Below are 249 nucleotides of genomic sequence, written 5' to 3'. Positions count from 1 at the left end.
CAGGTCCCGGTCGCCGCCGAGGAGCAGGACCGGCACGTCGGGCAGCTTGCGGTGCGCCGGCGGCGTCGGGGGGACCGGCTCGCGCGGCCAGTCGAGGCAGACCAGGAGGCTGCCGAGCCCGGTGGCGGTCGCCGGGTCGTACGGCCAGGTCTGTTCGGCGGTCAGCCGCTGCCGGGTGCGTTCGAGGGCCGCCGGGCGGCTCGCGACGGGGGTGTCGGTGGTGCCCCACGGGAAGTGCGAGTCGGCGCA

1 protein-coding gene is annotated in these 249 nt (G+C 77.9%); it reads right to left on the bottom strand.

What is annotated here, in order from left to right:
- Nucleotides 1-249: hypothetical protein (locus IF30_RS42980; RefSeq protein ID WP_037903304.1), on the bottom strand; the 249-nt coding region annotated here is incomplete at both ends.

It is taken from the genome of Streptomyces sp. NRRL S-350 (assembly GCF_000719705.1).
GTDB lineage: Bacteria > Actinomycetota > Actinomycetes > Streptomycetales > Streptomycetaceae > Kitasatospora.
The sequence above is the reverse complement of the archived record's forward strand: the minus strand, read 5'-3'. Positions and strand labels throughout refer to the sequence as shown.